General features: G+C 74.5%; 22 protein-coding genes. 17 read left to right on the top strand and 5 right to left on the bottom strand.

The window, feature by feature from the left end; translation table 11 throughout:
* Window positions 1-8: 8 nt before the first annotated feature.
* The 3 genes from ACFQ8C_RS18440 to ACFQ8C_RS18450 all read right to left on the bottom strand — a co-directional run bounded on the left by ACFQ8C_RS18440 (window position 9) and on the right by ACFQ8C_RS18450 (window position 1,961).
* Window positions 9-899, bottom strand: a complete 891-nt coding sequence (locus ACFQ8C_RS18440; protein ID WP_383458371.1) for an ATP-binding cassette domain-containing protein — start codon at window positions 897-899, stop codon at window positions 9-11.
* Window positions 872-1,741: an ABC transporter permease gene (locus ACFQ8C_RS18445; RefSeq protein WP_383458373.1), complete on the bottom strand. Its 870-nt coding sequence runs from the start codon at window positions 1,739-1,741 to the stop codon at window positions 872-874. The genes ACFQ8C_RS18440 and ACFQ8C_RS18445 overlap by 28 nt, the downstream gene beginning before the upstream one ends.
* Window positions 1,742-1,877: 136 nt before the next feature.
* Window positions 1,878-1,961, bottom strand: a complete 84-nt coding sequence (locus ACFQ8C_RS18450; protein WP_383458421.1) for a putative leader peptide — start codon at window positions 1,959-1,961, stop codon at window positions 1,878-1,880.
* Window positions 1,962-2,053: 92 nt separating this feature from the next.
* Here ACFQ8C_RS18450 and ACFQ8C_RS18455 point away from each other — a divergent pair, with 92 nt between their 5' ends.
* The 10 genes from ACFQ8C_RS18455 (at window position 2,054) to ACFQ8C_RS18500 (ending at window position 13,929) form a co-directional block, all read left to right on the top strand.
* On the top strand, window positions 2,054-2,476 hold the full coding sequence (locus ACFQ8C_RS18455) for a YjbQ family protein (protein WP_383458376.1): 423 nt from the start codon (window positions 2,054-2,056) through the stop codon (window positions 2,474-2,476).
* Between the two features lie 116 nt (window positions 2,477-2,592).
* A complete protein-coding gene (locus ACFQ8C_RS18460; protein ID WP_383458378.1) occupies window positions 2,593-3,138 on the top strand; it encodes a hypothetical protein in 546 nt (181 codons plus the stop codon).
* Between the two features lie 137 nt (window positions 3,139-3,275).
* Window positions 3,276-4,232: an ATP-binding protein gene (locus ACFQ8C_RS18465; protein ID WP_383458381.1), complete on the top strand. Its 957-nt coding sequence runs from the start codon at window positions 3,276-3,278 to the stop codon at window positions 4,230-4,232.
* Entirely contained in the window at window positions 4,229-4,744 is a 516-nt protein-coding gene (locus ACFQ8C_RS18470) for a hypothetical protein (protein ID WP_383458382.1), read from the top strand. Before ACFQ8C_RS18465 ends, ACFQ8C_RS18470 begins: the two co-directional genes overlap by 4 nt.
* Window positions 4,741-5,532, top strand: coding sequence for a hypothetical protein (locus ACFQ8C_RS18475; RefSeq protein ID WP_383458385.1), 792 nt, complete (start codon window positions 4,741-4,743; stop codon window positions 5,530-5,532). The genes ACFQ8C_RS18470 and ACFQ8C_RS18475 overlap by 4 nt, the downstream gene beginning before the upstream one ends.
* 151 nt (window positions 5,533-5,683) lie before the next feature.
* Window positions 5,684-6,187, top strand: a complete 504-nt coding sequence (locus ACFQ8C_RS18480) for a single-stranded DNA-binding protein (RefSeq protein ID WP_383458388.1) — start codon at window positions 5,684-5,686, stop codon at window positions 6,185-6,187.
* A 61-nt stretch (window positions 6,188-6,248) separates the two neighbouring features.
* Entirely contained in the window at window positions 6,249-7,418 is a 1,170-nt protein-coding gene (gene recA, locus ACFQ8C_RS18485; protein ID WP_383458391.1) for a recombinase RecA, read from the top strand.
* Window positions 7,419-7,480: 62 nt separating this feature from the next.
* Window positions 7,481-8,686: a Holliday junction branch migration DNA helicase RuvB gene (gene ruvB, locus ACFQ8C_RS18490; protein ID WP_383458423.1), complete on the top strand. Its 1,206-nt coding sequence runs from the start codon at window positions 7,481-7,483 to the stop codon at window positions 8,684-8,686.
* A 1,455-nt stretch (window positions 8,687-10,141) separates the two neighbouring features.
* The gene (locus ACFQ8C_RS18495) at window positions 10,142-11,926 is read left to right on the top strand and encodes an N-acetylglutaminylglutamine amidotransferase (RefSeq protein ID WP_383458393.1); all 1,785 of its coding nucleotides are present in this window, start codon (window positions 10,142-10,144) and stop codon (window positions 11,924-11,926) included.
* Window positions 11,899-13,929, top strand: coding sequence for a S9 family peptidase (locus tag ACFQ8C_RS18500; protein ID WP_383458396.1), 2,031 nt, complete (start codon window positions 11,899-11,901; stop codon window positions 13,927-13,929). The genes ACFQ8C_RS18495 and ACFQ8C_RS18500 overlap by 28 nt, the downstream gene beginning before the upstream one ends.
* 245 nt (window positions 13,930-14,174) lie before the next feature.
* Here the strand turns inward: ACFQ8C_RS18500 and ACFQ8C_RS18505 are convergent, their stop codons facing one another.
* Window positions 14,175-16,412, bottom strand: coding sequence for an MMPL family transporter (locus ACFQ8C_RS18505; protein WP_383458399.1), 2,238 nt, complete (start codon window positions 16,410-16,412; stop codon window positions 14,175-14,177).
* Between the two features lie 381 nt (window positions 16,413-16,793).
* Between ACFQ8C_RS18505 and ACFQ8C_RS18510 the strand changes: the two genes are divergently transcribed.
* The 5 genes from ACFQ8C_RS18510 to ACFQ8C_RS18530 all read left to right on the top strand — a co-directional run bounded on the left by ACFQ8C_RS18510 (window position 16,794) and on the right by ACFQ8C_RS18530 (window position 20,250).
* Entirely contained in the window at window positions 16,794-17,978 is a 1,185-nt protein-coding gene (locus ACFQ8C_RS18510; protein WP_383458402.1) for a sensor histidine kinase, read from the top strand.
* Complete coding sequence (locus ACFQ8C_RS18515) at window positions 17,975-18,652, top strand: response regulator (protein ID WP_383458405.1); 678 nt, start codon at window positions 17,975-17,977, stop codon at window positions 18,650-18,652. Before ACFQ8C_RS18510 ends, ACFQ8C_RS18515 begins: the two co-directional genes overlap by 4 nt.
* Before the next feature lie 390 nt (window positions 18,653-19,042).
* Window positions 19,043-19,525, top strand: a complete 483-nt coding sequence (locus ACFQ8C_RS18520) for a DedA family protein (protein ID WP_383458408.1) — start codon at window positions 19,043-19,045, stop codon at window positions 19,523-19,525.
* 106 nt (window positions 19,526-19,631) lie between these two features.
* Window positions 19,632-19,850, top strand: a complete 219-nt coding sequence (locus ACFQ8C_RS18525) for a hypothetical protein (protein WP_383458410.1) — start codon at window positions 19,632-19,634, stop codon at window positions 19,848-19,850.
* Window positions 19,851-19,866: 16 nt separating this feature from the next.
* Window positions 19,867-20,250, top strand: coding sequence for a fic family toxin-antitoxin system, toxin component (locus tag ACFQ8C_RS18530; protein WP_383458412.1), 384 nt, complete (start codon window positions 19,867-19,869; stop codon window positions 20,248-20,250).
* A 53-nt stretch (window positions 20,251-20,303) separates the two neighbouring features.
* Here ACFQ8C_RS18530 and ACFQ8C_RS18535 read toward each other — a convergent pair whose 3' ends face one another.
* Window positions 20,304-20,891, bottom strand: coding sequence for a TetR/AcrR family transcriptional regulator (locus ACFQ8C_RS18535; RefSeq protein ID WP_383458414.1), 588 nt, complete (start codon window positions 20,889-20,891; stop codon window positions 20,304-20,306).
* 98 nt (window positions 20,892-20,989) lie between these two features.
* Between ACFQ8C_RS18535 and ACFQ8C_RS18540 the strand changes: the two genes are divergently transcribed.
* Window positions 20,990-22,129: an ABC transporter permease gene (locus tag ACFQ8C_RS18540; RefSeq protein ID WP_383458417.1), complete on the top strand. Its 1,140-nt coding sequence runs from the start codon at window positions 20,990-20,992 to the stop codon at window positions 22,127-22,129.
* The gene (locus ACFQ8C_RS18545) at window positions 22,126-22,800 is read left to right on the top strand and encodes an ABC transporter ATP-binding protein (protein WP_383458419.1); all 675 of its coding nucleotides are present in this window, start codon (window positions 22,126-22,128) and stop codon (window positions 22,798-22,800) included. The genes ACFQ8C_RS18540 and ACFQ8C_RS18545 overlap by 4 nt, the downstream gene beginning before the upstream one ends.
* Window positions 22,801-23,270 lie beyond the last annotated feature (470 nt).

Consider the following 23,270-nt stretch of genomic DNA (forward strand, 5'->3'; position numbering starts at 1 on the left):
TGGGGCTCCTAGGGACGGGTGGCGGAGGTGAGGACGGGCGAGGAGGCGGGGCTCTTCTCCACGGACGGGGCGGACGCGGGGGCCTGCTCCACGGACGGAGTGGAAGCGGGGGCCTGCTCCACGGACGGAGTGGAAGCGGGGTCCTGCCCCACGGACGGGGCGGACGCGGGCGCGTTCTCTGGGTCGGACTCGCCCTCCCCGACGCCGAGTTCGGCGAGGAGGCGGCCGCGGAGGGCGGCGAAGGCGGGGTCGGCGGGTGAGCGGGGCCGGTCGAGGGCGATCGGCGTGTCGTAGGCGATGGCCCCGTCGCGCATCACCAGCGCCCGGTCGGCGAGGAGCAGCGCCTCGTCCACGTCGTGGGTGACGAGGAGGACGGTGCAGCGCCGCCGCCGCCACAGCTCGCCGACCAGTCGCTGGGCCTTGATCCGGGTCAGCGCGTCGAGCGCGCCGAACGGCTCGTCGAGCAGCAGAAGGTCGGGGTCGCGCACCAACGCCCGTGCGAGGGAAGCCCGTTGGGCCTCACCGCCGGAGAGGGTCTTCGGCCATGCGCCGGCGCGATGGCCGAGCCCGACCTCGTCCAGGGCGCGGTCGGCGACGGCCCGGTCCGGCCGGCCGGGCAGTCCCAGGAGCACGTTGCGCCAGACCCGCTTCCACGGCATCAGCCGGGGGGCCTGGAAGGCGACCGCGCGGCGGCGCGGCACGAGCACGGTGCCGGAGATCTGCCGGTCGAGTCCGGCGAGCACCCTCAGCAGGGTGGACTTCCCGCATCCGCTGTGGCCGAGCAGCGCGGTGAACTGCCCTGGTTCCAGCGTGAGATCGAGTCCGTCGACGACCGGCCGGCCGTCGAAGGAGCGGGTCAGGCCCTGGACGGTCACTGTCCGGTGAAGGTCGGTCGCCATTGCAGCAGCAGCCTTTCGAGAGTGCGGACGACGGCATCGGCGAGCAGGCCGAGGAAGGCGTAGACGACGAGGCAGACGACGATCACGTCGGTGCGGAAGAACTCGCGGGCCTGGTTCATCAGGAAGCCGATCCCGGCGTCGGCGTTGATGGACTCCCCGAAGACGAGGGCCAGCCACGCGGTGGCGAGCGCGTACCGCAGTCCCGTCATCGCCCCCGGGAGCGCGCCCGGCAGCACCACGTGCCGTACGAGCCCCCACCGGCCGAGCCCCAACGACTGTCCGGCCTCCACGAGTTGGGCGTCGACGCCACGGATCCCGGCGTACACGTTCAGGTACAGGTGGAAGGCGGTTCCGAGGGCGATCAGCGCGACCTTCGGCGCCTCCCCGATGCCCAGCCAGATGATCAGCAGCGGAATCAGTCCGACCCAGGGAACGGTCCGCAGCATCTGCACCGTGGCGTCGACGAGATCCTCGCCGAGCCGGGAGAGCCCCGACACCAGGGCGAGCCCCGTTCCGACGGCCCCGCCGATCAGCAGCCCCGCCGCCACCCGCCGCAGGGACACCCCCATGGCGGTCGGCAGCGTTCCGTCCGCGACCAGACCGGCGGCGGACCGCGCGATCGTCCCCGGCGAGGCGAGCACGTCCGGCGCGAGCGCCCCCGTGGCGCTGGCCACCTGCCAGGCCAGCAGGAGCAGCAGAGGGCCGACGGTCCGGCGCAGCCATCGCGGCACCCCGCGCCGACGGCCGGGGGGACGCGACGGAGTGAGCGATTCAAGATCCGGAATAACGGATATATCGGGCAGGAGAGGTGAAGGGGGTGGGGGCGCGTGACCGACGGCCATGACGGGGCTCCGGTGAGGGGGAGGAAGAGGGGTACGCGTCGACGTCACCGCACGCGGAAGACACACGCGTACGGCGAGAGGTCAGAGCGTCGGGGAGAAGCGTCCGGCCGGGAGGGTGGCCGGAAGGAAGAGGACGTCAGCAGCCGCTGGAACAGGCGGCGGAGGCCACCCGCAGCAGGTCGATGTGACCGCGCGTGGTGAGCAGGGCTGAACGCAACATGGCGTGAACCTAGCGACCCGCCGCCGACACGGTCAACGGCGTCTCGGAGCGTGGACGCGTGATCCTGCGCCTCGGACGGCAGGATTGACCCCATGTCACATTCCTTCACCACCCGCGTCCTCAGTCTCACCACCGGCTCCCGCGAGACGGTCACCGACCTGACGCGCGCCTGCGAGGACTTCCTGACCGAGACGGCCGCCGGCCGTGACGGCCTCCTCAACCTCTTCGTCCCCCACGCCACCGCCGGCCTCGCCGTCCTGGAGACCGGCGCCGGCAGCGACAGCGACCTCCTGGCCACCCTCCACCACCTCCTGCCCGCCGACGACCGCTGGCAGCACCGCCACGGCACCGCGGGCCACGGCCGCGACCACGTGCTCCCCGCCTTCCTCCCGCCCCACGCCACCCTTCCCGTCGTCGCCGGCGGCCTCAGCCTGGGCACCTGGCAGTCGGTCTGCCTGGTCGACACCAACAAGGACAACCCCCAGCGGCAGGTGCGGCTGAGCTTCCTGGGCTGACCGGGCGCGCGTGCCTGCTCGGAGAGGAGCGGTCGTCGCGCGGGAAGTCGGCCGCGCCATCCCCTGAGCGCCGGCGGGAGGACGCGCCGACAGGCCGCCGCGTCCACGGCCGGTGCGTGTCCGCTGTCGGTGTCGGCGGACGGCGGCGGTTCATGGGCGGATCGGGCGGCACGCGGGTGAGCGTCGGGCCGGTGGCCAGGCGGCCGGAATGCGACGGCGGCGTCCTGACCGTCTTCCGGGACGGGCCCGTGGACCCGACCTCCCCGCCGAAGTGCGTGGTGAACGTGTCGAGCGGCAGCCTCGATGTCGAAAAGGTCCGGGCCGGGGCGGAGACCAGCGCCTCACCGGTCCTCGACGTGACGCCCGATCAGGTCCACCGCGTCCGCATCACGATGCGTACCGCCGGAGGTCCTGGTCTCCGGCGGATCGTCCGTCTTCGAGCGGTCACCGGGGACGGGCTCGATCGCGGCGGCCACGCTCACCCGTGTCCGGATCGGCGTGCTGGGGGCGACGGGGTGTTCTCCCCGGCCGTCGCGAGCAGGCCGGAGGCGTTCGACCGTCGCGTCTGTGCGGGCGGCATTATACGCCTTATTGCCGACATTTCTTCCTTCCTGGTGTTTTTCTTCCTGAAAAGGGTGGATTGTTCCTCCTCGTGCGCCTAGCGTGGACACAGACGGTAATTCGAATACACATTCGATACGAGCGGCGGCCGCGCGGGAGCACGTCTGCCGGACGAGGACCGCGTCCCCTGCCGGCCAGGCCCACCCGGAACCGCCGTCGCGGATGCCAGGAGAACGGCGTGAACCTCACCTTCACCACCGCCACCAAGGAACAGGCCAAGGCCCGCGTCGCGCTCGCCGGTCCCACCGGGTCGGGCAAGACCTACACGGCCCTGGTCACCGCCGCCGGGCTCGGCGAGCGGGTCGCCCTGATCGACACCGAGCACGGCAGCGCCGCCAAGTACGCCGACGAGTTCGCCTTCGACACCCTCCCGCTCACGACGTTCGAGCCCACCACCCTCGTCGACGCGCTCGCGGTGGCCGCCCACGAGGGCTACGACGTCATGATCGTCGATTCCCTGAGTCACTTCTGGTCCGGCACCGGCGGCATGCTGGAGCAGGTCGACAACGCGGCCAAGCGTCTCGGAGCGGGCGGCAGCTTCGCCGGCTGGAAGGAGGCCCGCCCCCAGGAGCGGGCGATGATCGACGCCCTGCTCGCCTACCCCGGTCACCTCGTCGTCACCATGCGCACCAAGACCGAGTACGTCGTGGAGGCCGACGAGCGCGGCCGCAAGGTGCCGCGCAAGATCGGGCTCAAGCCCGAGCAACGGGAGGGCATCGAGTACGAGTTCGACATCGTCGGCGATCTCGACCACGAGAACACCCTGGTGATCTCCAAGTCCCGGGCGAAGCCGCTGTCCGGGACGGTGCTCCACAGACCGGGCCCGGAGTTCGCCGAGGCCGTCCTCGACTGGCTGGAGACCGGCAAGCCCGCCCTCTCCGTCTCCGACTGCGTCACGGCGGCAACCGCGCCGGGCGCCGGCCACGAGGAGCTGCGCGCCCTGTACGAGGAGGCCCGTCGGCACAACCTGCTGGGCGCCGCCGTCCTGGACGACACCGGGGAGACCCGCACGCTCGGCCAGCTGATCGTGCGCTACGGCACCGCGGCGGCGAGGAACAGGGTCGCCGAGGACGTCGAGTCCGGGGCCGGGGCCAGGCGGGAGAACGGGACCGAGCGGAAGGACACGTCCGCATGAGCCTCAAGGAGCACGCCACCCGGGTCGCCGTGCTCCGGGTGCTGCGCGACGCCGTCGACACCGAGTACCGGACCGAGCGCCACGAGGTCCTGGTGGCGCTGCTGGCGGCCCGCGCCGAGCTGAACCTGAAGTCGGTCCGGGTGACCCTGCCGGACGACACACCGGTCGCCACCCTCACCCTCGTCGACCCCCGACCGGCGGTCGTGGTCGCCGACGAAGAGGCCTTCACCGCCTGGGTGACCGACAACCACCCCGGCGAGGTGGAGACGCTGGTCCGGGTGCGCCCCAGCTGGCAGCGGCAGTTCCTCGCCCGGCTGGCCTGCCTCGATCCGGTCGCCGACCCGTACACCGGCGAGGCGATCCCGGGGCTGGGTGTGCTGTCGGCCTCCGAACCGCGGTCGTTCAGCCTGCGTCCCCTGCCCAGCGGGCGGGAACGGATCGCCCGCGCCTTGCACACCGGCACGCTCGACCTGCGCCGTCTGCTCCCCCTCAAGGTCGGTGAGGATCCATGACCACTGTCGTCGCCCACCCCGACCGGGACACGTTCGGCACGGTGTGGTTCCTGGTCTCCCGAGCCGGTCACCTCGATTGCGGCCGCTGGACGTTCGAGGACGACAAGCGGCTGCGGTGCGCCTGCGGGGCCGTCCTGTACGTGTACCAGCGGCCGGCGGACGCGGCGGGAAGCAGCGCACCGGCGTCGGCCGGGACGCTTCCCCGCGGAGAGGAGGAGCGCATGCTGCCGGCCGAGACGGCCCAGCTCGTCGCCCTGGTCGCGGCGATGTGCCCGTCGATGCACCTGGAGGACACCACGACGGACGCCTGGCACCTGCTGCTCGCCGACCTGGACGTCGCCGACGTGCGGGCGGCCGTGACCCGGCTGGGCAGGCAGCGGTCCCGCATCGCCGCCGCCGACATCCGCGCCGAGGTGCGCGCGATCCGGGAGGAGCGGCTCGCCCGCGACCCGCTGCCACTCCCGGACAGCGACCCTGACGACCCGCGCCGTTACCGTGCGGAGCTCCTCGAACTGGTGACCGCGATCGCCTCGGGGCGGCGGGTCCGCCGCGCACCCGCCGCCCCGGGCGGCCCGCCCTCCCACCTCGCCGGCTCGAAGTGCGACCCGCGCGCCCGCTCCCTCCGCGTGCCCTGTCCCTGGTGCGGGGCTGCCGCCGGCCGTCCCTGCACCGTGCCCCGGCTCGGAACCCCGCTGAGGAGGGCCCCTGCCCACCAGGCACGGCTCCTCGCGGCCGGGCTCGCCGCGCCCGGGCCGGGGCAGGAGGAGGAAGCGAGGTGGACCCGATGATCACCCCGACCCGGGGAAGGCCGCCGCACCGGCGCCCTGCCGCCCCTCGCCACCGGTACGAGGCCGCCCGTCGAACCCGAACCCGAACCCGAGCCCGAACCCGAACCGGCACGGGTGGGGAATCCACCCGTCGCACGAGAGGAAAGCCGCCATGGCCGGTGAAACCGTCGTCACCGTCGTCGGCAACCTGACCGACGACCCCGAGCTGCGCCTCACCTCGTCCGGCGACGCGGTCGCGCACTTCACCGTCGCGTCCACGCCCCGCACCTTCGACCGTCAGAGCAACGAATGGCGGGACGCCGAGACGCTGTTCCTGCGCTGCTCGGTCTGGCGGCAGGAGGCGGAGCACGTCGCCGAGTCCCTGACCCGCGGCACCCGCGTCATCGTCCAGGGGCGGCTGCGCCAGCGGACGTACGAGACCCGGGAGGGCGAGAGGCGGACCGTCGTCGAGCTGGAGGCCGACGAGATCGGCCCGTCGCTGCGGTTCGCCGCCGCGACGATCGTCAAACCCCCGCACACCGGCGTCCCCGCCGGTTCCCGCGGCGGTCCCCGTCCTCCCGCCGAGGACCTGTTCGTCCGGCCCGACGGCAGCGAGCGGCCGGTCCCCGCCGAGAGCGGACGACACGCCCCCCGCGAGGAGACGGAGCCCTTCTGACGGGCCGGCGCGCCCGTGCGCCGGCCGCGACCACACACCGCACCCATCCGAGGCGGACCCCATGAAGGAACGGAACCGCGAGGAAGCGCTCGAACTCGCCCTCGCCCAGATCGAAAAACGGTTCGGCACGGGCTCGGTGATGCGCCTGGGCGAGGACCCGGGGGTTCCCATCGAGGTCATCCCCACCGGCTCGATCGCCCTGGACCTCGCCCTCGGCGTCGGCGGCCTGCCGCGCGGCCGCGTGGTGGAGATCTACGGCCCGGAGTCCTCCGGCAAGACGACCCTGGCCCTGCACGCCATGGCCCACGCGCAGAAGGCGGGCGGGATCGCGGCGTTCATCGACGCCGAGTACGGCCTCGACCTCGAGTACGCCAGGCGGCTCGGCGTCGACACCGACGCCCTGCTGGTCTGCCAGCCGGACAACGGCGAACAGGCCCTGCAGATCGCCGACATCCTCATCCACTCCGGCGCCCTGGGCCTCGTCGTCGTCGACTCCGTCGCCGCGCTGGTGCCGCGTGCGGAGATCGAGGGCGAGATGGGCGACCCGCACGTCGGCCTGCAGGCCCGGCTGATGAGCCAGGCGCTCCGGAAGACCGCCGGCGCGCTGGGTCACTCCGGAACCACGTTGGTCTTCATCAACCAGCTGCGCGAGAAGATCGGCGTGATCTTCGGTTCGCCGGAGACCACGACCGGTGGCCGCGCCCTGAAGTTCTACGCCTCGGTCCGCCTGGACATCCGCCGGATCGAGACCCTCAAGGACGGCACCGGGCCGGTGGGCAACCGCACCCGCGTCAAGGTCGCCAAGAACAAGGTCGCCCCGCCGTTCAGGCAGGCCGAGTTCGACATCCTCTACGGCCGGGGCATCAGCCGCGAGGGCGAGCTGATCGACCTGGGCGTCCAGCACGGCCTCGTCCGCAAGGCCGGCACCTGGTACACGTACGAGGGCGACCGGCTCGGCCAGGGCAAGGAGAACGCCCGCGCCTTCCTCGGGGGCCGTCCCGACCTCGCCGACCGGATCGAGAAGAAGATCAGGGACGAACTGGGCATCGGGGCGAAGCCGGAGACCCCGGCGGCGGAACCCCGGGCCGATACGGCGAACCGGGTGGCCGCACCCGGCACCGTGCCGTTCGACTCGGCCGAGGCCGGTCGGCGCGCCACCGGGCCGACCTCGGCGGCCCTAACCGGTCCGGCCCCCCGCGTCCTCCTCGACGGCACCCCGGCCGGGCCGTGAAGACCAGCCCGCCGCTCCCTCGTCCCGGCGCGCGGCGAACGCCGGGGAACCGGGGCGGCCCCCTGTTCCCCGGCGCCACCACGCCCCGGGACGAGCCGTCGGCCCCGGGCGGGACCGCCGTCGGCCGGCCCACCGCGGCGGAGCCGGTCCACCCGCCGGTCGCACCCCCCGCCGACGGCGAGGACCGGGCCACCGAGGCGGCGTTGCGCCCCAAGGACCTGGACGGGTTCATCGGCCAGGAGCGGGTCCGCGAACAGCTCGACCTCGTCCTCAGGGCCGCGCGGCAGCGCGGCGCCACCGCCGACCACGTGCTGCTCTCCGGTGCCCCGGGACTCGGCAAGACCACCCTGGCGATGATCATCGCCGAGGAGATGGAAGCCCCGCTGCGCATCACCTCCGGCCCCGCCATCCAGCACCCCGGGGACCTGGCGGCGGTCCTGGCCTCGCTCGCCGGGGGCGAGATCCTCTTCCTCGACGAGATCCACCGGATGTCCCGGCCCGCCGAGGAGATGCTCTACCTGGCGATGGAGGACTTCCGCGTCGACATCGTCGTCGGCACCGGCCTCGACGCGACCGCCATGTCCCTCGACCTGCCGCCGTTCACCCTGGTCGGCGCCACCGTCCGGGCCGGCCTGCTGCTCCCGCCGCTGCGCGACCGCTTCGGCTTCACCGCCCACATGGAGTTCTACGACCCGGCCGAACTGGAGCGCGTCGTCCACCGCTCCGCCCGGCTGATGGAGGTGGAGATCGACACCGACGGCGCCGCCGAGATCGCCGGCCGCTCCCGCGGCACGCCCCGCATCGCCAACCGCCTGCTGCGCCGGGTGCGGGACTACGCCCAGGTCACCGCGGACGGCGTGGTCACCCGCCGGATCGCGTCCGCGGCCCTGGGGGTCTACGAGGTCGACGGCCGCGGCCTGGACCGCTTGGACCGGGCCGTGCTGCACGCCCTGCTGAAACTGTTCGGCGGCGGACCGGTGGGCCTGTCCACCCTCGCGGTCGCCGTGGGGGAGGAGCGGGAGACGGTGGCGGAGGTCGCCGAGCCGTTCCTGGTGCGGGAGGGGCTGCTGGCCCGGACGCCCCGGGGGCGGGTCGCGACGCCCGCCGCATGGGCCCACCTCGGGCTCGTACCGCCGCCCGGTCCGTCCTGGGCCGCGTCCCCGGGACAGCAGCGGAGTGACGATGTCGGACAGGACGAGCCGCCCGGAGGCCGTACCGGACGGGCCACCTCCCTGGCCGCCCCCCGGCACCGGCCCCCGCCACGGTGAGACCCCTGGCCGCCCGTACGTGGACCGCCCGGATCGCCTACGCCCCCTCGCACGGAGAAGGGGGCGTCCCGCACCACGGGCCGCCGCCGGACGGTCCGCCCCCGCGCCACGCGGTGATCGCCCCCGGCCGTGCCGCGGTGGCGGAGGACGAGGAGGTTCCGCGGACCTCCTGGGCCCGGGCCCCCTGAGGGGCGTCACCCGAGGGCGGCCGGGAGCTCCTCCGGAAACGCCGCGAGCCGGTCGGCCCGGCCCGCAGCCGGGCGGCGACCTCCTCGCTCTGCCGGCAGGGCGAGGAGCCTGACGTGTCCGGGGCCGCCGCGGCCCCGGACACGGCGTCGCCGCGCGGGTTCCGTTCCGCGCCGAGGACCGCGGGGGAGGCCGTGACCGGGCCGCGGACCGCGGCGCACACGGTGAAGTCGGCGCTGCCCGTGTCGCCCGCGCGGGCGAGCCGCGCCGATGCGGCGTGGTCGGCGGCGCGGCCGGCGTGGTGGTGCGTCGGCACGTCGGGCGCGGGTGCCTCCGAGTGGTCCCCGGCCCTTCCCCGGACCCCGGAGGAGAACACGCGCAACGGTCACGGCGCGGGGCCGCCGCGGGTGCGGTGCTCCTGCCGGTGGGCGAGGTTGGAGGTATGGCGAGCGCGAGGCGGGGCAGTCGGTGGGGCACGAGGTGCCGTCGCCGCGGAGGCGAGGCCCGCTACCCGAGAAGACCGTCCGATCGCAGGGAGTCACGGTGACCGTCCGCATCGGGGTCGAAGAAGGGTCCCACGTGATCGACGTCGAGAGCGGGCAGCCGGTCCCGCGCGCCGTGGAACGCCACGGCGAGACCTTCACCGGGGAGCCGCTCCGGTCCGTGGTCGCATCCGACAGCGGGGCGCACGCGCCCCCCGACGGACTCCTCGCCGACCTGACCACCACCCGCGCGCGGCCGGACCGCCCGGACCGCCCGGACCGCGCGGCCGCCGCGGAACGGCTCCGGTCCGCGGCCTCCGGGGCGGACCCGCTCGCGGGAGTGGACCGGCTCCTCGCGGACACGCGCGGGAGGGCCCGGCCCGCCGCCCGGCCCCCGCGCCCCCCGCCACGAGGGGCAAGCGGCGGCGGGAGCGCCGTGAACCGGTCCGACGCGCGCGAAGGACCGGGGAACCCGCCCGACGGGCGCCGGCCCGCCCGCGCCCGTCCCCCCGGAAGAAGCCCGGCCGGCCCGTCACCCGGCCACCCCGACCCCGACCCCGACCCCGACCCCGGCACCGACCCCGGCACCGACCCCGACCCCGGCACCGGCACCGACCTCGACCTCGACCCCGGCACCGGCCCCGACCGATGCGACATCCGACCGTCCGACCGTCCGACCGAGGAGGACGCACATGCGAAAACGTTCCCGTCTGCCCGTCCACGCCGCCGAAGCGGCCTCCCGCAGGAGCCGTACGGGGCAGTCCACCGTCCCGGGAGGTGGCGTCCCGTGTGCGGTCTGACCGGTGAGATGCGGTTCGACGGAAGCCGCCCCGACCTGGAGGCGGTGGAACGCATGGCCGACCGGCTGGCGGCCAGGGGACCCGACGGACGCGGCCTGTGGTCCGAAGGCGCCGTCGTCCTGGGCCACCGGCGGCTCAAGATCATCGACCTGAGCGACCGCGGCAGCCAGCCCATGACCGACACCGAGGCCGGTCTGACCTGCGCCTTCAACGGCTGCATCTACAACTACCAGGACCTCAGGGAAGAGCTCCGGGGACTCGGGCACACCTTCACCACCACCTCGGACACCGAGGTCGTGCTCAAGGCGTACCGCCAGTGGGGCACCGACTTCGTCACGCGCCTCATCGGCATGTTCGCCGTCGCGCTGGCGGAGCACCGTACCGGCCGACTCGTCCTGGTCCGCGACCGGCTCGGCATCAAACCCCTCTACCTCGCCGAGACCCCCGGCCGACTCCGGTTCGCCTCCACGCTGCCGGCCCTGCTCGCGGGCGGCGGCGTCGACACGGCCCTCGACCCGGTCGCGGCCCACCACTACATGAGCTGGCAGTCCACGGTCCCCGCGCCGCGCACGATCCTCGCCGGGGTGCGCAAGCTCCCCCCGGCCACCGTCCGCGTCGTGGAACCGGACGGAACCCACGCCGACCGCACCTACTGGCAGCCCTCCTACTCGCGCCGCGCCGAGTTCTCCGGCATGGGCGCCCCGGAGTGGCGGGACGCCGTGCTCGACGCGCTCCGCACCGCGGTGCGGCGCCGGATGGTGGCCGACGTGCCCGTCGGGGTGCTCCTCTCCGGCGGCCTGGACTCCAGCCTGATCGTGGCCCTGCTGGCCGAGGAAGGACAGGCGGACCTCGCGACCTTCAGCGTCGGCTTCGAGACGGAGGCGGACGAGGAGGGTGACGAGTTCTTCTACTCCGACCTCGTCGCCCGGCGCTTCGAGACCGACCACCACCAGCTGATGGTGCCGTCCGACCGGGTCTCCACCGCGCTGGACGCGGCGGTCGCCGCCATGAGCGAACCCATGACGAGCCACGACGTCGTCGCCTTCCACCTCCTCTCGGAGCTGGTCGCCAAGGAGGTCAGCGTCGTCCAGAGCGGCCAGGGCGCCGACGAGGTCTTCGCCGGCTACCACTGGCACCAGCGGCTCGCGCAGGTCCCGCGCGCCGACGAGCCCGCCCGGTACGCCGAGGTGTACTTCGACCGCACCCACGCGGACCTGGAGAAGATCCTGCAACCGCACATGCTGCCGCTCCGCGACGTGTCCCGGGAGTACGTCGAGGCCCACATGGCCGAACCGGGCGCCGAGACGGCGATCGACGCGGGACTGCGCACCGAGACCCACGTGATGCTCGTCGACGACCCCGTGAAGCGGGTCGACAACATGACCATGGCCTGGGGCCTGGAGGCCCGGGTGCCCTTCCTCGACCACGAACTCGTCGAGCTCGCGGCCGCCTGCCCGCCCGAGCTGAAGCTCTCCCAGGGCGGCAAGGGCATCCTCAAGGACATCGGACGGACGGTCCTGCCCCGCGACGTGGTCGACCGGCCCAAGGGGTACTTCCCCGTGCCCGCCATCCACCACCTCGCCCCGCCCGTGAGGGAGCGCGTCCGTGACGCCCTGGCCGCGCCCGCCGCCCGCTCCCGCGGACTGTTCCGCGAGGAGTACGTCGCCTCCCTCCTGGAGGCGCCCGACGACCACCGCGCCCACCGCGGGCAGAACGCCCTGTGGCAGGTAGCGTTGCTGGAGATATGGCTGCAGACGCACGGAATCGACTGATCGGAGAACGCCGGCCGGGCGCGCCCGCGGCGCGGCCCCTGCCCGTCGGGGCCGGGCACCACGACACCCCGCCGCTCCAACCGGCCCACGCCTGCTGGTACCCCTCCGCCGACCCGGGGGGCGAACGCGTCGCGTTCGTCTGCGACCGGGGCGGCTCGCCGCAGCTGTGGGTCGGACCGGCGGACGACGACCGGGCGCGGCCGCTCGACACCACGCCCGACCCCGTCACGGAGGTCGCCTGGTCGCCGGACGGCCGGTGGATCGCGTACACCGTCGCCCCCGGAGGCAGCGGACACACCCGCGTCCTGTGCGTCCGCCCCGACGGCACGGGCCGCAGGGTCCTCGCCGGGGCGGAGCCCGGCACCTCCGCCTACCTGGGATGCTGGGTCGGCGACGGTTCGGCGCTGGCCGTCACCGTCGCCGAGCCCGTCGACGAGGCGGGGAACCCGGTGAGGCGCCCGGAGGAGCCGCCGGGCGGCGCGGACCGCGACGGGCCCGCCACCCTCCTCGGCGCGGACGGCCGTCCGCTCACGGGCGACGGCCCGGGCCTCGTACGCGACCGCCTCACCGCCTACCTGATCGACCCGGACGGGATCCTCCCGCCCGTCCTCCTCGCCGACGAGTCCGAGGCCGCCACCCTGCGCGTCTGCGACGTCAGCCGCGACGGCGGGCTCGCGCTGCTGCGGCGCGGGCCGCGCGGCGGACGCGAGGCGGTCGTGGTCCGCGTCGCCGACCAGGCCACCGCCTGCACCCTCCCGGTCGCCGACGGCGACCCGTGGATCGGCCGCTTCTCGGCCGACGCCCGCACCCTGTGGCTGCGCAGCGACCACGGCGCCGAGTTCGCGGCCCTGCTCGCCGTCGACCTGGACGAGGACGGGCGACGCACCGGTCTCCGCGAGATCGCCCGGAGGGCCGCCCACGACCTGGAACTGTTCGCGCTCGTCGCGGACGGGCGCCGCGCCGCCCTCGTCTGGAACGCCGCCGGGACCAGCGAGATGGAGACCCTCGCCCTGCCCGGGCCGGAGGCGGTGCCGGTCCCGCCCCGGACGGTGGAGCTCGACCACGAGGTCGTCACCCGCGTCGCCGCCGCCGGCCCGCACGGCCTCGTGGCCTCCCTGGCCGGATCGCAGCGCCGCCCCGGGATCTGGCACCTGGCCGACGCGACGACCGCGCTCCGCACCCCGTGGACCGCGCGGGACGCCGACACGGTCCCGCCCGGCCCCGCGCCGGTACGCCCGGTCCCGATGCGGCCGAAGGCCCGCGACGGGCTGCGTCTGGGCGGCTGGTACCACCGCGCCCCCGGCCGCGCGCCCGGTGAACCCGCGCCCTGCGTGGTCCACCTGCACGGCGGCCCCGAGGACCAGGAACGCCCGGTCTTCGACCCGCTGTACCACGAGCTGACCGCTCGCGGCCTGGACGTCTTCGCCCCCGACGTCCGCGGCTCCTCCGGCTGGGGCCGCACCTTCCGCGACGCGGACCTCGGCGAGGGGCGCTTCGCCGCCATCGACGACGTCGCCGACTGCGTCGCCCACGCCGTCGAGGCCGGCCTGGCCGACATCAGACGCCTGGCCGTCATGGGCCACTCGTACGGCGGCTACCTGACGCTCGCCTCGCTCGTCTGGCACCCCGGACTCTTCCGCACCGGCGTCACCGTCTGCGGCATGTCCGACCTCACGACCTTCTTCGCCACGACGGAACCCTGGCTGGCCGAGTCGGCGGCCCACAAGTACGGCCACCCCGAACGCGACCGGGCGCTGCTGCGCGCCCTCTCGCCGATGAGCCGCGTCGACGCCCTGAGCGTTCCCCTCCTCGCCGTCCACGGGGCCCACGACACCAACGTCCCGCCGCGCGAGTCCGAGCAGATCGTGCGCGCCGCACGGGAGCGCGGCCACGAGGCGGAGCTGCTCCTCCTCCACGGCGAGGGCCACGACTTCCGCCGCGCCGACAGCCGCCGCCTGTTCCGCCGCACCGCGGCGGACTGGATCGAGAAGCGCCTCGCCTGAACCCGCGCGGCGCCGTCGGCCCCAGGGCCGTACCGCCGTCCTCCGCCCGGCCGGCCGGGGGCTCCCTCACCGCCGTCCTCCGCCCGGCCGGCCGGGGGCTCCCTCACCGCCGTCCTCCGCCTGGACGGCCGGGTGCTCCCTCGCCGTCGGGCGCGGCCGGGCGACCGCTGAACGGCCGGTGCCCCGGACGCCGTTCGCGTTCCGGGGCACCACCGCGTCCGCGCCGCCGCTTCGAGGCGGGGCGGTCATCGGGGTGGCGCGTCGCCCGGGGACACGTGCGCGAGGACGCGCGGCGACCCCGTGCGGGGCTCCTCCTCCGGGGCTCCGGGAGCCGTGCTCGGAGCGCGTCGTACCGGCCACCACATGCCGCGGCCCAGCAGGGCCGCGGCGGCCGGGACCAGCAGGAGCGACAGGACGAAGGCGGACAGGAGGATGCCGAGGGCCGTGGCGAAGCCCACCTGACGGGTGGAGGGGTCCGCGTTCACCGCGAGGCTGCCGAAGGAGGCCGCGAGGACCACGCCGGCCGTGGCGATGGCCGGCGCCGTGTGCCGTACCGCCCGGGACACGGCGGCGCGGGCCGGGCCCCCGCGGGCCATCTCCTCGCGCAGCCGGTCGCTGACGAGGATGTTGTAGTCGGTGCCGAGCGCCACCACGAACAGGAACAGCACCAGCGGCAGGACGAAGTTCACGCCCGGCTCGCCGCCGATGTGCTGGAAGACCAGCGCGGAGGCGCCGAACGTCGCCGCGAAGCACAGTCCGACCGCGAGCATCAGCACCACCGGGGCCGCCAGGCTGCGCAGCAGCACCACCAGGATCAGCGCGATCAGCGCCGCGGCCACCGGGAACACCGTCCGCAGGTCCCGGTCGACCGCCGTCGCCACATCGGCGAACACGGCCGCCGTGCCGCCCACGTGCGCGGTCAGTCCGGGCGGCGTCGCCTCCCGTACGGCCTGACGGACCGGGCCCGCCACGATGTCCCGGGCGCGCTGGGACCGGGCCTCCACCGTCAGGTGGGCGTCCAGCCGTGCGGCCGTGCGGTCGGCGTCGAACACCGGAGCCGCCACCGTGCCCACCCCGGCCACCCCGGCCAGTGCCCGGCGCAGGGCGCCCAGCCCGGCGGGGTCCAGGGTCCGCCCGTCGTCGGCGGTCACGTACACCGTCGTCGGGTCGGACACCCCCGGCGGCAGGGCGCCCGCGATCTCCCGCGCCGTCGCGGCGGCCGCCGTGTCGCGCGGGGTGCCACCGGTGCCGAAGTCCATGCGGACGCCCGCCACTCCGGCCGCGAGCGTGCCGAGAAGGGCGATCGACGCCACGAGCACCGGCAGCGGACGGCGCGCCACCAGCTCGCCGGTGCGCCCGGCCAGACCGGGGAGCCCGGCCTTCGAGAGGCTCCGCGACGGCCAGAACATCTTCCGTCCGGTCACCGCCAGCAGCGCCGGCATCAGGGTCAGGCTCGCCACCAGCATCACCAGTACCGACACCGCCACCGAGGGACCGAGTACCCGGAACTGGCCGAAGGTCGCCACGCCCAGCGTCGCGAAGGCCGCCACGATCGTCAGCGCCGCCGAGGTCACCGCGGTGCCCACCCGCCCGGCCACGTCCGCGGCCACCACGCGGTGGTGCTCCTCCGGCCGTCGTCGCAGCTCCTCGCGGAAGCGGAACAGCAGGAAGAGGAAGTAGTCGACGCCGATGCCGATCAGTACGGTGCCGATCATGCTCGGAGTGCCCGGGTCCAGTTCGAAACCGGTCAGGAGGGCCGCTCCCACGACCGTGCCGGCGGCGGCGCCGCCCACCACGGACACCGCGAACAGCGGGACGAACGCGGCCAGGACGCTGCGGAACACCAGCACGTTGACCAGCACGATCAGTCCGACCATCACCAGACCGATCACCGTCTGCGTGGTCTTCTCCGAGTCGGCGCGGTCCACCACGTCCGCCAGGCCCCCGGTGAACCCCGTGCGCAGCCCGGCTTCGCCGAACTCCTGCTCGGCCCGGTCCTGGAAGGCCCGGTAGAGGGAGTGCATGCCGGGGTCGGTGGAGTTGCCCCGCAGCCGTGCGCCGAGCAGCGCGAACGACCCGTTGGGAGCGGTCGTCGCCGGTGCCACGGCGGGGACCTGGGAGTAGTCCTCGGAGAGCCCCGGCAGCTGCTCGTCCGTCCACGGCATCTCCACGCGCGTGACGCTCAGTTCGCGCGCCACCTCCTGTACGCGCTTCCTGTCCGCGTCCTCCAGCGGCTTGCCGTCGCGCCGCGCCACCAGGACCGTCACCGCGTCGGCGTCGGGCTCCGCGCCGAACTCCTCCCGGGCGACCCGCAGCGCCGCGGCCGCGTCGTACTCCGCGGGCAGGAAGCCGGCGCTGTCGGTGTTCGTCACACGGAAGACGAGCGCCTGACCCATGATCGTCAGGAAGATGCCGACCACCGCCCACACGGCGATGACCCGCCATGGTCTGCGGGTCGAGAATCCGGTCAGGGCACGGATCACGGAAAGCCTCCGGGAAAGGAAAAGGAAGGGGAAGAGACGAGAGGGAAGGACACGGGTGCACGGGTGTACGGGGATACGGGTGTACGGGGGCCGCGAGTCGCGGACGTCCGGGGCGCCCTCGCGCCGGGCGGTCCCGGCACGTGTCCAGCACATCAGCGGCGCACGCCCGTCACCTCGGAGCCGAGGACGAGAAACCCGCTGGGAGCACGGCCCCGGATCCTCCGGCGCCTGGGAGCCTGCTCCCGGTCCCCGCTCCCTCCCGGTCCCGACGCCGCGCCCCGCGGCGTACCGGCACCATGGGAGACTCGGCGGACGAACCGCAGGTCCATCGGGACTCCGCGGTGGCGTCCGGGACGACGTGGACGCGCACAGGGGGCGGAGATGGAACGACGCGCGGGGGACGAGACGGGCCCCGGACCGTCGAGTCGGCACGCGGGGCCGGGATGGAGCCAGCACGACGGGCTCGTCACCGTCGGCGCCGCGGCCGTCGACCTCGTGGGCTTCACCGTCACCAGCCAGATGGACCAGGGCCACGTGCCGGTGGCCGGCTGCCTGATCGTGGTCGTCGCCGCGCTGTTCCTGCTGCTCCGCCGTCGCGCGCCCCTGGGCGTCCTCGCCTGCGTCCTCGCGGTGAACCTGTCGCTCGACTGGTTCAGTTCCGTGGGCCAGCACTACGGAGCCGCCACCGTCGTCGCCCTCTACACCGTCGTACGTCACCACAGCGCCCCGGTCGGCGCGGCGGCCGTCGCCGGCTGCGTCGGGGTGCTCCAGTTCGTCCACCCGGGACTGCCCGCGCCGACCACGCTGGAGCTGACCGGCAACATCGCGTCCGGGCTGTTCGTGGGCGGCGCCGCCCTTCTCGTCGGCCGGTGGCAGCGCAACGCGGAGACCCAGCGGCGGCTGCTCGCCGAACGGGCCGTCTCCGACGAGAGACGCCGCATCGCCCGGGAGCTGCACGACATCGTCGCCCACCACCTGACCACGATGCAGCTGCTCGCCGGAGGCGCCCGGGCCAACCTCGACCGGTCCCCGGACACGGCCCGCGAGGCGCTCGTCACCCTGGAGGGCTCCGGCCGCACCGCGCTGCGCGAGATGCGCCACCTGCTCGACGTGCTGCGGGCCGGCGACGAGAGCGACGAGGGCGAGGCGACCGCACCACAGCCCGGCATCGGCGACCTCGACCGCATCGTCGGTGACAGCCGCCGCGCGGGCCTCCCCACCACCCTCACCACCGACGGCGACCCCCGGTCGCTCCCGCCCGGCGTCGAGCTCACCGTCTTCCGCATCGTCCAGGAAGCCCTCACCAACGCCCGCAGGCACGCGGGCGACGGCGCACACGTCGACGTGCGGCTCACCTTCACGGCCCGCGAGGTGCGGGTCGCCGTCACCGACGACGGCCCGCGTGCCGGCCGCCCCGCCGCACGCGGGTCGGGTTACGGGCTCATGGGAATGCGTGAGCGCGTCGCCCTCCACGGCGGCATCCTGCGGACCGGACCGGAGGGCGCGGGGTTCGCCGTCCGCGCCCGCCTGCCCCTGCCCGCCGACCGTCAGGAGGAGTACGCGTGAGCACGACCGTGAAGGTCCTCATCGCCGACGACCAGCCCCTCGTCCGCCACGGCCTCGCCCTCATGCTCGCCCCCGAACCGGGCTTCCGGGTCGTGGCCGAGGCCGCCGACGGCGCCGAGGCGGTCCGCCTCGCCCACGAGCACCGGCCCGACGTGGTCGTCATGGACATCCGCATGCCGGTCCTGGACGGCATCGCCGCCACCGAACGGCTCACCGCCGAGCTGCCCGACTGCCGGGTCCTGGCCCTGAGCACCTTCGACATGGACGAGCACGTGGTGGGCGCCCTGAGGGCCGGGGCGTGCGGCTTCCTGCCCAAGGACATCTCGCCCGAGGACCTCGTCGCCGCCCTGCACGTGGTCCGCGAGGGGGAGGCGATCCTCGCCCCCCGGCTCCTGACCCGGCTCATCTCCACGCACGTCACGGCCCCGGAGCAGCGGACGCCGCCGCCGGCGCCCTCCGGCACCGAGGGGCTCACCCCGCGCGAGCGGGAGGTGTGGCGGCTGATCGCCGGCGGCTCGGACAACACGGAGATCGCCGACCGGCTCGGCCTGAGCGCGTCCACGGTGAAGAACCACATCACCGGCCTCTTCGCCAAGCTGCGGGTCCGCGACCGTGCCCAGGCGGTCATCGCCGCGTACGAGACGGGCCTGGTGACGGCACGTCGGGAGGGATGAGCGGAGGGGCGGGGCGCGCGCCCCTCGTGGAACGCCGAGCGGTGAACGCCGTGTGAGCCCGACATGCTCCGTGACGCCGAGCCGCGCGTGCGCCCGTGACGCCGAGCCCCCACGCTCCGTTCGCCTTCCGCGCACCGGGGCGCGAACCCTCCGGCCCGGCGCCCGGCGGCCTGTACGCGACGTATGGGCGTTCGGTTAACCTGACCTGTGCCGGGGGAGCCCGGCTCGGCGTCAGGCTCGGGATCCGGTGCCGTCACGGTGGGGACGCAGGGAACGGAACGGGCAGAGGCGGGCCGCAGGTGAGAGACGGAGACCGGGATCGCGCGACGGGTCGCACGGGACGGGTGACGGGGGCCGCGGCCCCCGGGCCGGGGTCCGGAGCGGGGCGTCGTGGATAAGATCGCGCTCACCGCGGGCGCCCTGTACGTGATCGTGCTGCTCCGCGCCGGAGGCACGTTCGCCGTCGGATGGCTCGCCGGCGCCGGCGCCCGGCGCAGCAGGTTCGCCGGACGGATCTCCTCGGCCAGGTTCCAGCGCGCGGAGCGCGCGATCCAGCGCTGGGGCGCGCCCGTCGTCGCCGTCTCCTTCCTGACCGTCGGCTTCCAGACCGCCGCCAACTTCCTCGCCGGCAGCATGCGCATGCCCCTCCCGCGCTACCTCCCCGCGCTGTTCCTCGGCGGAGCCGCCTGGGCGCTGCTCTACGCCACGGCCGGCCTCGGGGTCCTCGAAGTGCTGACCCGCCTCTTCGCCGACCACCCGGCTCTCGGGGCGGCCGCCGTCACGCTGCTCCTCCTCGCGGGCTGCGGCGCGGTGGTGTACCGCAGGCGGAGGGCCGGCCGGGTCCTCGGCGACGCCACCCCCGAGGACGCGTAGGCCGGTCCGGCGCCCCTCGGCACCGGGCCGACCGACACGGCCCGGAAGCGGACCGGGATCGTCACAAGGGCTGCCTCGCCCGGCCCCGGGCCGCTACCGTGGGGCCATGGCACGGGAGATCCGCATAGAGGTCAGCGACGAGACGTACGCGGCGCTGGAGCAGGCCGCCGCCGCGAGGCACGTGGCGGCCGAGGACTACGCCGGTGACGTGCTGCACGCCGACCTCACCCGGACCCGCTTCATCGAGGGTGCCCGCTCCTTCGTGCACGAGCACGCCGACGCCTTCGCCGCCCGCTACGGGGTCCGCCCCACCGGCGCCGCCTGATCCGGGGAACCGGCCCGTGACCGTCCACGTCGACCTGGCCTGGCTCCTGGGCATCGCGCAGAAGGTGATCCCCAGCGACCCGGAGATCACCGACTGGGGATCGCTCGAAGCCGCCCGCGCCCGGCACGCCTTCCGCATCATGGACACGCCCGTCTACGACCTCCCCCACCACCGCGCCGCCGCCCTCCTCCACCAGCTCGTACGCGTCCCCGCCCTGGAGCACTCCAACGAGCTGTTCGCCGTCGCCGTGGCCGCCGCCTACCTGCACGCCTCCGGCCACCCCGTCGACGTCACCAGCCAGGAGGCCATCACCCTCGTCGACCGCGTCCTCACCGGCGAAGCCGACGCCCGTCAGGTCGCCGCCACGCTGAAGACCTGGGAGTCGCCCTCGCCGAACTGACGCGGCGGGGCCGCGAGACGGGGGGTGGCGCGCCGCTCCACCGGGGCGGGGTGTCAGGCCCGCAGGCCCTGGAGGGACGCGACCGTGAGGCGTACCGCCCGGTCCGTCACCGCGTCGTAGTCGTCCCCCGCCTCCAGCGCGGTCGTCGCCGCGTTCACGAAGCCCTGCAGCAGACGCGCCGTCATCAGGGGCGCGTCGTCGCCCAGTTCGCGCAGGGCGTCGACGAGGGGGTCGAGGAGCGCCCGGTGCGCCGCGTCGGCCCCGGCGCGCAGCGCGGCGGCGTCCTGCGCGTCGGCGGTGGCCCGGGCGATCCGGTGCTCCCCGTCCCGCACCATCTCCAGCTGCGCGGTGACGTAGGCGGCGACGCGCTCCTCGGGGGCGTCGCCGGCGGCGGCGAGGGCGGCGCGGATGCGCTCGGTCCAGCGCGGGGCCGCCTCGCGGACCACTTCGGTGAGGAGGTGGCCGCGGTCGGGGAAGTACTTGTAGACGCTGTTGCGGGCCAGGCCGGTGCGGCGTGCCACCTCCGCGAAGGTCACCTGCGAGGCGTCGCCCTCCGCCAGCAGCTCCCGCGCCGCGTCGAGCAGGGCAGCACGCTGCCGTGAACGGTGGTCGGCGACCGTGGCAGCGTCGATCTTGGGCACGGACCCAGTCTAGGTGTCACCCCCACCCCCACGTGGGGACGCCGCGTCGCCATCTTCTATCTTAGGGACGCACCGTCCCTATCTTTGGAGGGAACGCCATGTTCCTCGCCCTTCTGGAGCTGAAAGCGGCCCGAGGCCGCTTCCTGCTGATGGGCAGCGTCGTCGTGCTCGTCGCCGCGCTCGTCGGCATCGTCTCCGGCTTCACCACCGGCCTCGGCGACGACACCGTCTCCGCCCTGCGCAAGCTCCCCGCGACCCACATCGCCTTCGCCGCCGGCTCGGACTCCGACCAGTTCGCCCGCGGTCTGATCGACGACCGGACCGCCGCCGGCTGGCGCCGCGAGGAGGGGACCGAGGCCACCCCGCTCGGCGTCTCCCTCACGCGCGGCACCACCGGCCGGGGCACCGAGGTGGACCTCGCCGCCTTCGGCGTCGAACCCGGAGCCTTCACGGACCCCGGCGCCGACGACGGCGCACCCCTGGACGCCGCCGTGCCCCACGGCGTCGTCGTCTCGCGCCAGCTCGTCACGGAAGGCGTCCGCATCGGCGACACCCTGACCGTCGACCGCCTCGGCATCACCCTGGACGTCGTCGGCACCACCGGCCGCTCCTCCTACGGCCACGTCCCCGTCGCGTACGTCACGACCGACACCTGGCGCCGGATCCGCTTCACGGCCCCCGGCACCGAGGACCTCCCCGCCGACCTGCCCACCCAGTACAGCGCCATGGCCCTCAGACTCCCGGCCGCCACCGACACCGACACCGGCGCCGCCACGCTCGCGGAGGCCGACCGCCGGCACGACACCACCACGGTCCCCCTGGAGGAGGCCTTCGCGGCGGCCCCCGGCTACGAAGGCGAACGCCTGACCATGACGTCCATCCAGACCTTCCTCTTCCTCATCGCCCCGCTCGTCGTCGGCGCCTTCTTCGCGGTGTGGACCGTCCAGCGCACCCCCGAGCTCGCCCTGCTGCGCGCCCTGGGCGCGTCCCGGCGCCGCCTGCTCGGCCACACCCTCGTCCAGGCGGCCGCGGTCGTCGTCACCGGGACCGCCGCCGGCGCCGCGCTCGCCTCGGCCGTCGGACTGCTCGTCGGCGAACAGGTGCCCTTCAGCCTCCCCGCCACGACCCTCACGGCCACCATGGCCGCGGTGGCCCTCGTCGGCCTCGCCGGCTCCGCGCTCACCCTGCGCCGCGTCACCACCGTCGACCCGATGACCATGCTGGGAGCCGCGCGATGACCCTCCACCTCGACGACGTCACCGTCACCCTGGGCCGGGGCGACGCCCGTACGACCGCCCTGCGCGGGCTCGACACGACCTTCCGCCCGGGAGTCCTCACCGCACTGGTGGGCCCCTCGGGCTCCGGCAAGTCCACGCTCCTCGCCGTCGCCGGCGCCCTGCTCCGCCCCGACCGCGGCCGAGTCCTCCTGAACGGCTCCGACCTCGCGGCCCTCACCGACGGCGAACGCGCCCGGGCCCGCCGCGAACGAGTCGGCTACGTGTTCCAGAGCGGCAACCTCCTGACCGGCCTCACCGCCGAGGAACAGCTCCTCGCCGCCGCCTCCCTCGCCGGCCGCAGGCCCCGCACCCTGCGCACCAGGGCCCGCGAGCTGCTGACCGAGGTGGGCCTCGAACACCGCCTCACCCACCGTCCCGACCAGCTCTCCGGCGGCGAACGCCAGCGGATCGCCCTGGCCCGCGCCCTCCTCCTCCAGCCGGAACTCCTCCTCATCGACGAACCGACCGCCGCCGTCGACCGCACCCGCGCCGACGACCTCACCGCCCTGATCGCCCGCACCACCCACCAGTACGGCTCCGTCACCATCGTCGCCACCCACGACCCCGTGGTCACCGACGCGGCGGACGCCACCGTCGACATGCTGGAGCAGGCGACTCCGAGCGCCGTCTGACCCCGCGCCCCGCACGGTTCACCCGGGGTGGAGCGCGGTGTCTCTCCACCCCGGAGCGAAGTTGACAGGCGTTACCCCGCTCCGTAATGTCCTCCGGGTTGTCCGACGTGAGCACCGGCCCCGGTCGGCCCCGGACAGCCACTCCGCAAGATCCGCACAGCCTGACGGTTGCGATTCGTCGTGCCGTCCTGCTTTCCGTGCGGTTCCGAAGGAATGAGGAATCCCCCGATTAGCGTCGGGAGCAGGGAATCCGTTAATGTCTCACTCGTCGGAACGGCCCGAACAGCCGCGAAGACAAATTCCCTCCGACTGGGAATCAGGCGCCGAAAGGCTCTGATAGAGTCGGAAACGCCGGAAGGGCCCGGAGCGAAAGCAAAAGGGACCGGAAAGCACCGAGGAAATCGGATCGGAAAGATCTGATAGAGTCGGAAACGAAGGAAGCGCCCGGAGGGCCTGGAAACAGGAACGAA

The organism is Streptomyces sp. NPDC056503, from assembly GCF_042794995.1.
Lineage (GTDB): Bacteria > Actinomycetota > Actinomycetes > Streptomycetales > Streptomycetaceae > Streptomyces.